Raw genomic sequence first — 9,532 nt, forward strand, 5'->3', positions numbered from 1 at the left:
TTTCATGCCAATTACAGCAAGTGGCTGAAGCAAGTTTGTCATAATTATTGACAATGATAATACAATGTATTATCATTGGTTATAGTAAATTAATTACTGCTTTTAGTGTAAAATGGTGATATATTTACTATAATTAATTTGTTGGCTAATAGCATGTAATAGTTTTAATTAATATTAAGGAGAAAATTAGTGTGAATAATAATGTATTTACTATAATAAGAACAAAATATAATTTATTATCCCCTGTACAAAAGAATATTGCAGATTTTATTTTAAATAACAGAAATGAAGTTATTCTTCTTTCTATAAGTGATCTTGCCGGACAGTGTAATACTAGTGAGACAACTATAATGAGATTTTTAAGGAAAATAGGATTTAGTTCATATCAGGTATTTAGAGTGAGAACTGCACAGGATATATCCGCAGAATCAACTCAAGCCATATATGAAGAAATCAAACCTGATGATAGTACCGGGGATGTTAAAGAAAAGGTTATATTTTCCACCGTAAATTCTATAAAAGATATTAGCAAAATGGTAGATGATGAATCAATTGATAAGGTGATAGATTTAATTTTTAATGCCAGGAGAGTGCTGTTTTTTGGAATGGGTGCTTCAGGTATAATTGCAAAAGATGCATTTCATAAATTTTCACGAATTGGGTTAAATGTTTTTACCTGTGATGATTCCCATATAATGAATATAGTATGTGCTCATACGGTTCCCTCTGATCTTTTATTTATAGTTTCACATTCGGGGGAGAGCAGTGAAGATTTAGATTGTATAGATATAGCAAAGGAAAATGGCACTAAAGTTGCAGCTTTAACAAGTTATATACATTCCACAATAACTAAAGTTGCAGATGCAGTATTGTTAAGTTCTACGAATGAGACGAAATATCGTTCAGATGCAATGGTTTCAAGAATTGTACAACTTGTTATCATAGATATACTTTATGTAAAATTAATTTTAAAAATGGGACCTTCTAGTATAAAAAGAGTTAACAAGTCACGTTTGGCTGTAGCCAGGAGAAAACGATAACTTATAAGTAAAAGACCTCTTTCAAGGTTAGTTATTAAATTAAACTTGGAAGAGGTTTATAATATTTACACCATTCAATGTATATAATATTGCGTTATCTTTTTTAAATTATAGATGCAAAATCGTCCCTGCAAGTTTTCTAATAACATATAAAACTTTTTATTTGATTTAAGTCCATTCCGAAGTATGCCCATCTACCTCTGTACCATCTATATCCGGAAACAGATCTTCTTCCTACAGTAGTTATCCATGCCCAGAATGGATTTCCTCTTTTTGGCCAGATATATACGTATTTAAATACACAGGGTCTTAAAGAACTGGAATCAACTGCTTTTAGTTGAGAACCGGATTTTAAAGTGGATTTTTCTTTTGAAGGGGGATTAGATGGAGGAGGGCCTGGAGGAAGTTTATTTTGTTGTCTCGCCATTTGCATAGGATACTGGGAGGCACAAAATTGGCAGTAAGGACAGTAAAATTGCTCAAAGGATTTGTCATCCATCTCATTGTCGTATTCATCTTCAAATCTAAAGCAATCATAATCGTACATGTATACAACTCCTATTTTTTACTCTTACTCTAATGATATGTTTATGCCTATCTTATAGTTACAGATTGCACATATTATTTGAAAAAGTTATGATATGAAATTTTAAGGTTGTATATTATAATTTAAATATAGATAATTTTATTATAATTTATCCTATATTTTCTTTAAATATTTAAGAAGGAAGTGTTATTATTTTTCAGATTGATGAAGAAATATTAGAATCTCATAAAAGATGTATTCAGTATGGAATAAATAAAGACAGAGTTTTTCCTACAAAAATACTTAAGGATAAGGAATTTCATGCAGTAGTAGAAAAAAATAGAGGACTTATAAAAATTGTAAAGCCGTTTATGAAAATACTGTATAAATTTTTGAAAAATTCAGGATTTTCACTGTATCTTACGGATGCAAAAGGTATTGTCCTTACTATTATAGGTGATAAAGATATAATAGAACAAGAAAAAAAAATGGGCATTGTAGAAGGTGCTGACATGAGTGAAAAAAGCACAGGTACTAATGCCATAGGTGTTGCCCTTTATGAAAATTGTGCAGTTCAGATTTCAGGAGAAGAACATTTTATAACTACATATTATACTTGGACTTGTTCAGCAGATATCATCCATAATGGAGAAGGCAGTATAATAGGATGCTTAAATTTAACGGGAAGACGTCAGTTGGTGCATCCTCATACTTTAGGACTTGTAGTTGCATCAGTAAGATATGTTGAAAACCAATTAAAAGTGGAAGAAACTCAATATGAATTGTTTCAAGCTCATCAATATATGGATAAAGTTATAAATTCTATTAGCTCGGGAATTCTTGCTGTTGATGATAATGGAAAGATAAGAGCTATAAATAATAGTGCCTGTGATATTCTATATGTAAAAAAAGAAGTTGTTGGTAAGAGTGTAGACAATATTTTAAATAATTGGGCAGATATATTTAATGAATTAAAAAAAGGCCAAATTTATGAGAATAGGGAGATCGTATATTCTTATGGAGATAAAAGACAAAGGTTTAATTTAAATGTATATCCTATAAAAAATCAAGATGGTACTATAATAGGAATGGTGGCCATGTTTAAAAACATGAATAAAGTATACAATCTTGTAAACAAATATATAGGTAAAACGGCTACCTACACTTTCGATGATTTAATAGGGAAAAGCGAAATAGTACGTAAATTGATAAATCAATCAAAAAATATAGCAAATAGTCCATCTACAGTTCTAATTCAAGGTGAAAGTGGGACAGGTAAGGAACTGATTGCTCAATCAATTCATAATGGAAGCAGTAGGAGAAACAATCCATTTGTAGTTATAAACTGTGGTGCAATACCTGAAAATTTAATAGAAAGTGAATTGTTCGGATATGAAGAAGGTGCTTTTACGGGAGCTAGAAGAGGTGGACGTGCCGGAAAATTTGAACTTTCAGATGATGGAACCTTATTTTTAGATGAAATAGGTGAAATGCCATTGGATATGCAGGTCAACTTATTGAGAGTACTTCAAGAAGGATGCGTTACAAGGCTTGGTGGAAACAGATGCATAAGTGTGGATGTGAGAATTATTGCAGCAACCAATAAGAATTTGAAAGAGGAAGTTGAAAAGGGAAATTTTAGAGAAGATTTGTATTATAGATTGAGTGTAATTCCGCTTTATGTTCCACCTCTTAGAGACAGAGAAGGAGATATAGAAATACTCATTAAACATTTTTTGAAGGTTAAATCTATTAAATTGAAAAAACCTATACCTCGAATAGATGGTGAATTATATGAAAAACTTTTGAATTATAATTGGCCCGGCAATGTTAGAGAGCTTGAAAATTGTATTGAAAACATTGTAAATATGAATGGAAATACTTCATTTAGTTTTAAAGATACAGGCTATCATGAAATGAAAATGAATTATGAACAGAAAGGCTTTAAGTATAGCATGTACTCGCTGGAGCAATGGGAGAAAATGGCCATAGTGGATTGCATACAAAAATGTAATTACAATATTACTAAGGCGGCTAAGGTCTTGCAGATAAACAGGAGTACCCTATATAGCAAAATAAAAAAATTCAACATAGAAATTCGATGATAAATATTTGTCAAATTTTTATCTTCTATAATTTAAAATATTGTATAAAAAGACAACAGTGTTGTAAAACACTACGCTTTTTTAATGAATATTGTAGCATTTTACAACACTTATGTTTAAAAAAAAATTAGCCTATAAATAAATAATTAAACGTTTAATTTATTTTAAACTCGTTGTAGGCAGTGCATAGGTGCAATCCTAATTGTTCTTGTGATGTAAATAAACTTCTCATAAAGTTAAAAACTCCATTTATATGATGATTCGGTTAAAGTTTTAACATGTTGGAATGAATCTTGCTCTTTTTAATAATGAAGATATAACATTTTGCAATTTAGGAGGTTTTATTTTATGAAAGGTTTTGCGATGATAGGTGCTGGTAAGACGGGATGGATTGAAAAGGATAAACCAAAAGCAGGTCCATATGATGCTATAGTTTCTCCACTAGCTGTTTCACCATGTACATCTGATATTCATACCGTATTTGAGGGAGCACTTGGCGAAAGAAATAATATGATTTTAGGACATGAAGCAGTAGGGAAAATAGTTGAAGTAGGAAGTATGGTTAAATATTTTAAGCCAGGTGATAGAGTAATAGTCCCATGTACCACACCTGATTGGGGAACATTAGAATCTCAGGCAGGATTTCCACAACATTCAGGTGGAATGCTTGCAGGATGGAAATATTCAAATTTTAAAGACGGAGTTTTTGCAGATTATTTTCACGTAAATGAAGCAGATGCGAATCTTGAAATTTTACCGGATGAGATACCTGTAGAAAGTGCTGTCATGATAACAGATATGATGACTACGGGTTTTCATGGCGCAGAGTTGGCAGAAATAGAATTAGGACAAAGCGTAGTAGTTGTAGGTATAGGAGCAGTTGGATTAATGGCTTTGGCAGGAGCTAGGCTTCGTGGAGCAGGTAGGCTTATAGGTGTTGGAACCAGAAAAGTTTGTGTTGAAGTTGCTAAGAGTTATGGGGCAACTGATATAGTAAGTTATAAAGAGGGAGATATTGTTGATCAAATTATGGATCTAACCAACGGAAAAGGTGTTGATCGTGTAATTGTAGCTGGAGGAAATACTGATACTTTGGCACAGGCCATAACCATGGTTAAACCCGGAGGAGTGGTTTCCAATGTAAATTATCATGGGAAAGGAGACTTCTTGCCTATACCTCGTGAAGCATGGGGATGCGGGATGGCTCATAAAACCATAAGAGGGGGACTTTGCCCTGGAGGAAGGCTGAGAGTTGAGAGATTAATAGATCTTGTAAGGTATAACAGGGTTGATATAAGTAAGCTTGTCACTCATGTGTATAATGGCTTTGAAAATATAGAAAAGGCGCTTTTACTTATGAAAGATAAACCTAAGGATTTAATTAAGCCGGTAGTTGTAATAGAAAAGTAGTTTTTAAAACTATCAAGTGGTTCTTAGGTAAGGTGAAGCTTTCTCATAAGAAATGCTTTTCGTACCGAATCTTAGAAAAATTTATCCGGGGGCGTAGCATTGTTTATCATCTCCCACTTTATGAAACTGTGGGCGTTAGCAATGGCAGCCACCGGATAAACTACAAAAGAAAAAGTTCAAAAATCTTACCCTCTACCTTCTTCTTAATAATACCTGATGCCTAAAAATTGCTTTTGCATCAAATTATCTAATTTCCCATAAATTTAAATTTTAACTTACATGATTAATTTAAGGTTATTCTTAAAGTATTGAAGAATAATATATTTTTATATTTTACATACTAATTATACAATAGGTATAATTATAATAATATTTTTTTAATATAAGCCATGGGATAAATATAGAAGCTGTTTTTTACACTAAGGGAGGAAAATTTATGAGTGATTTTAAGGTTCAAACTCAAGTATATTTTGGAAACAACCCTCTGCAGAGGTTAAGTGAATTTAAAAATGAGAGGGTATTTATAGTGACAGATCCATTTATGATTAAATCCGGAACTATAAATATGATAACTGATGAATTAATAAAGGCCAATGCTGAATATCTGGTATTTTCGGATATAACTCCTGATCCATCTACAGAAGTAGTGGTAAAGGGCTCGGAAACCATGATAAAATTTAATTCTAATATTATAATAGCTTTAGGAGGAGGTTCGGCTATAGATTCGGCAAAGGCCATAAAATATTTTAGCTCAAAAATAAAGAAAACAAATAATGACGAGAAGATAAAATTTGTAGCTATACCCACCACCAGTGGAACGGGTTCGGAAGTCACTGATTTTTCAGTTATAACGAATACAAAAAATAATATAAAATCTACACTTGTAACAGAAGAACTTTTACCTGATGAAGCAATATTGGATGCGGATTTAGTAAGGACAGTTCCAGATTTTGTTACTGCGGACACCGGAATGGATGTTCTTACTCATGCCATAGAATCATATGTATCCACTAAAGCTAATGATTTCACTGATGCACTGTCAGAAAAGGCTGTAAAACTTGTTTTTGAAAATATTTTGAAGGTATATAAAAATGGAAATGATTTAGAGGCTAGAAAAAAGATGCATAATGCATCCTGTATGGCAGGTATGGCCTTTAATAATGCTTCATTGGGCCTAAACCATGGTATGGCCCATACCATTGGCGCCAGATATCATATATCTCATGGAAGGAGTAACGCAATAATATTGTCTCACGTAATAGAATATAATGCGAATATTATGGACTTTAATTCCAGTCAATATACAAAGACAGCTCAAAGGTATGCATATCTGGCAAACATTATTGGAATGCCTTCTACAAGCATAAGGCAAGCTGTTAGAAATCTTATGGATGCTATAAAGGATCTGTTGAAGAACATGAATATACCTGATTCATTGAGAGAGTTTGGGGTTCCAAAAGAAGAATTTCATAATAGTTTGGAAGAAATGGCTCAAATAGCTATAGAAGACAGATCCACCAGTACAAATCCCAGAAAACCGAAAAAAGAGGATGTAAAAAAATTATTTGAAGATATTTATTAATAAACAGTATAATTTGCATTTTTAATATTATGGAGCAATAAGGTTCGGAAAGGGATAATTATTGACAAATATTTAGTTCAAGTATAAAATTTAAACATAAGAATACAAGGACGGTATTTATGGAAGGTATATCTTTTAATATTTGTAAAGGTATTTATGGTGATGATTATGGAAGAAAAGCAAAGGGTAATACAAGAATATGTTCCAGGCAAACAGGTTACACTAGCACATGTAATAGCAAATCCCAATAAAGATTTATACAGGAAACTTGGACTAATAAGTGAAAATATGAACGCCATAGGAATACTCACTATAACTCCAAGTGAAGCGGCAATCATAGCAGCAGATGTAGCCACGAAAGCGGCACAGGTTTATATTGGCTTTGTAGATAGATTTAGTGGATCCTTAGTTATAACTGGGGATGTTTCCAGTGTGGAATCTGCACTGAGAGAAGTGATTAATGTATTGAGTAAAATACTTAAATTTTCTGTAGCTGATATAACTAAATCATAGGGATTGCAGGGGAATTATTATGAAAACTTTATTATTGATAGGCAAAGCGGGATCTGGGAAAACTACTTTTTGTCAGGCTATGGCAGGTCAGAAAATAAGTTATAAAAAAACTCAGGCTCCAGAATTTTTAAATGGTGCATTCGTAGATACACCGGGAGAATATATAGAAAACAGGCTCTATAGTGCAATTTCAGTTCTTTCGGCAGATTGTGATGTAATAGCTGTTTTTCAGGAGTGTACAAATTTGGATATAATATTTCCACCTAGTTTTGCAGGTATGTTTGCCAAGCCTGTTATAGGTATAATAACTAAAACAGATCTTTGCGAAAAAAGCAGTGACATTGAGATTGTAGAAGAAATTTTAAATATGGCAGGTGCTGAACCCGTGTTTAAAGTCAGCAGTTTAGATAAGACTGGTTTTGAAGAGATAAAAAAATATATTGAAGATTAAATCATAATATATGGAAAAACTTATCCAGCGGATAAAATTTTTCTGTGTATTATTTTTTTATAGTGATGAAAATAGGCTGTCTTGTAGAGTTATAATATAATTACGTAGTTTTAATGTAAGGAGATGGGTTACTTTGTATCCTATAAAATTTGAAAATTTGTATTATAAGAAAATTTGGGGAGGAAGAGATTTAGAAGCTTTCAGGAATAACCTTCCGGAAGGAAAGATAGGGGAAAGCTGGGACATTGCATGCCATAAAAATGGTATGGGAACAGTAGCTAATGGAAAATTAAAAGGAGTTAAATTTGACAAACTCATTGATACACTAGGGGAGAAACTTTTAGGAACTGAAATTAAAAAAGAAAGATTTCCCCTTCTCATAAAATTAATCAATGCTACAGATAAACTTTCCATACAAGTTCATCCAAATGATATGTATGCTAATAAGGTGGAAAATGATTCCGGTAAATCAGAAGTGTGGTATGTTGTAGATGCTTTTGAAGGTGCAAGTTTAATAGTGGGAACTAAAAGAGAATGTACTATGGATCAGTTTAGAAATGCTATTAAACAGGGAAATCTGGAGAAGTTTATGAATAGAGTGCCTGTTAAAAAAGGTGATGTATATTTTATAAAAAGCGGACTCGTTCATGCTATATGCGAAGGAGTTATCATAGCTGAAATTCAACAGAGCAGTGATGTCACCTATAGGGTTTATGACTATGGCAGAGGAAGGGAACTTCATGTTAAAAAGGCATTGGATGTAGTGGATCTCAGCTTAAAGGGAGAAAAAAGCAGTGGTATCACTTTAAAAAGGAATGGATTTGAGAAAACTTATTTATGCCTTGCCAGGGAATTCTCACTGGAGTTGTATGATATTTATGATAAAGCTTCAGAAACAAGTGATAGGGAAAGGTTTTATATATTTACTTGCGTTGATGGACAGGGACAGATAATATATGACGATGGAGCCGAAAACATATTTAAAGGAGATAGCTTTCTTATCCCTGCATTTTTAGGAGATTATACATTAAAAGGAAAGATGAAATTACTTAAAAGTTATGTACCAGACTGCAGCAAAGTGGGAAATGATATATTGAAGGAAATTGTAAAATTTTAGATTAGAGATATGCCTATGGCATACCTCTAATTTTTTTATATAATTTAACTAAAAAGTTCTTGCAAAATAATAATTAATGTTATATAATAATAATTGTTCAAAAGAGTTAATAAAATTAATTACATAAAATAAATTTAGGAGGAATTTTATATGAAAAAATTTGTTTGTTCAGTATGTGGATATGTTTATGAAGGAGAAAAAGCACCTGAAAAATGTCCTGTATGTGGTGCTCCATCAGATAAATTTGTAGAAAAGTCAGAGGACTCGGCTAATTGGGCAGATGAGCATAGAATAGGTGTTGCCAAGGGAGTAGATCCTGAAGTACTAGAAGGATTGAGAGCTAATTTTACTGGAGAGTGTTCTGAGGTAGGAATGTATCTTGCTATGAGCCGTCAAGCTGATAGAGAGGGATATCCAGAAGTTGCAGAAGCATATAAGAGAATAGCTTTTGAAGAAGCAGAGCATGCATCTAAATTTGCTGAATTATTGGGAGAAGTGGTGGTGCCAGATACAAAGAAAAACCTTCAGATGAGAATAGATGCAGAAGCGGGAGCATGCAAAGGCAAAAAAGATCTGGCAACTCTGGCTAAAAAATTAAATTATGATGCAATTCACGACACAGTACATGAGATGTGCAAGGATGAAGCAAGGCATGGATGTGCATTTCAAGGATTGTTAAACAGATATTTCAAATAAACACAATTAACAATTAATATTGTTCCCCATAAAAAAGAACCTGTACATTGAACTGACCCCCATAAGTTAGACCTAAAAATCTAACTTATGGG

The 9,532-nt window shown here is 32.6% G+C and carries 9 protein-coding genes; 8 read left to right on the forward strand and 1 reads right to left on the reverse strand.

Annotated elements, in window-relative coordinates; genetic code table 11:
• The first annotated feature begins 191 nt into the window (after positions 1–191).
• Positions 192–1,040, forward strand: a complete 849-nt coding sequence (locus AB8U03_RS14480) for a MurR/RpiR family transcriptional regulator (RefSeq protein ID WP_369705270.1) — start codon at positions 192–194, stop codon at positions 1,038–1,040.
• 139 nt (positions 1,041–1,179) lie between these two features.
• Here AB8U03_RS14480 and AB8U03_RS14485 read toward each other — a convergent pair whose 3' ends face one another.
• Positions 1,180–1,587, reverse strand: a complete 408-nt coding sequence (locus AB8U03_RS14485; RefSeq protein ID WP_369705271.1) for a hypothetical protein — start codon at positions 1,585–1,587, stop codon at positions 1,180–1,182.
• Between the two features lie 191 nt (positions 1,588–1,778).
• Here AB8U03_RS14485 and AB8U03_RS14490 point away from each other — a divergent pair, with 191 nt between their 5' ends.
• The 7 genes from AB8U03_RS14490 to AB8U03_RS14520 all read left to right on the forward strand — a co-directional run bounded on the left by AB8U03_RS14490 (position 1,779) and on the right by AB8U03_RS14520 (position 9,440).
• On the forward strand, positions 1,779–3,671 hold the full coding sequence (locus AB8U03_RS14490) for a sigma-54-dependent Fis family transcriptional regulator (protein WP_369705280.1): 1,893 nt from the start codon (positions 1,779–1,781) through the stop codon (positions 3,669–3,671).
• A gap of 348 nt (positions 3,672–4,019) precedes the next feature.
• Positions 4,020–5,081 carry an NAD(P)-dependent alcohol dehydrogenase gene (locus AB8U03_RS14495; RefSeq protein ID WP_369705272.1) on the forward strand — a complete coding sequence of 354 codons (1,062 nt, stop codon included), beginning with the start codon at positions 4,020–4,022 and terminating at the stop codon, positions 5,079–5,081.
• A gap of 436 nt (positions 5,082–5,517) precedes the next feature.
• Positions 5,518–6,663, forward strand: coding sequence for a 1-propanol dehydrogenase PduQ (locus AB8U03_RS14500; RefSeq protein ID WP_369705273.1), 1,146 nt, complete (start codon positions 5,518–5,520; stop codon positions 6,661–6,663).
• A 162-nt stretch (positions 6,664–6,825) separates the two neighbouring features.
• The gene (eutS, locus tag AB8U03_RS14505) at positions 6,826–7,176 is read left to right on the forward strand and encodes an ethanolamine utilization microcompartment protein EutS (protein ID WP_369705281.1); all 351 of its coding nucleotides are present in this window, start codon (positions 6,826–6,828) and stop codon (positions 7,174–7,176) included.
• Between the two features lie 19 nt (positions 7,177–7,195).
• Positions 7,196–7,627 (forward strand): EutP/PduV family microcompartment system protein, encoded by a 432-nt coding sequence (locus tag AB8U03_RS14510; RefSeq protein ID WP_369705274.1) that lies wholly within the window; start codon positions 7,196–7,198, stop codon positions 7,625–7,627.
• 133 nt (positions 7,628–7,760) lie between these two features.
• Positions 7,761–8,744, forward strand: a complete 984-nt coding sequence (locus AB8U03_RS14515) for a type I phosphomannose isomerase catalytic subunit (protein ID WP_369705275.1) — start codon at positions 7,761–7,763, stop codon at positions 8,742–8,744.
• 150 nt (positions 8,745–8,894) lie between these two features.
• Positions 8,895–9,440: an NADH peroxidase gene (locus AB8U03_RS14520; RefSeq protein ID WP_369705276.1), complete on the forward strand. Its 546-nt coding sequence runs from the start codon at positions 8,895–8,897 to the stop codon at positions 9,438–9,440.
• Positions 9,441–9,532: the final 92 nt, after the last annotated feature.

Source organism: Clostridium moutaii, from assembly GCF_041205085.1.
Lineage (GTDB): Bacteria > Bacillota > Clostridia > Clostridiales > Clostridiaceae > Clostridium_B > Clostridium_B moutaii.

Excerpts from the sequence above, each read along its gene's own strand:
- AB8U03_RS14485 (WP_369705271.1), bottom strand. The coding sequence starts at position 1,587 with ATGTACGATTATGATTGCTTTAGATTTGAAGATGAATACGACAATGAG.
- AB8U03_RS14495 (WP_369705272.1), top strand. The coding sequence starts at position 4,020 with ATGAAAGGTTTTGCGATGATAGGTGCTGGTAAGACGGGATGGATTGAA.
- AB8U03_RS14500 (WP_369705273.1), top strand. The coding sequence starts at position 5,518 with ATGAGTGATTTTAAGGTTCAAACTCAAGTATATTTTGGAAACAACCCT.
- eutS (WP_369705281.1), top strand. The coding sequence starts at position 6,826 with ATGATTATGGAAGAAAAGCAAAGGGTAATACAAGAATATGTTCCAGGC.
- AB8U03_RS14510 (WP_369705274.1), top strand. The coding sequence starts at position 7,196 with ATGAAAACTTTATTATTGATAGGCAAAGCGGGATCTGGGAAAACTACT.
- AB8U03_RS14520 (WP_369705276.1), top strand. The coding sequence starts at position 8,895 with ATGAAAAAATTTGTTTGTTCAGTATGTGGATATGTTTATGAAGGAGAA.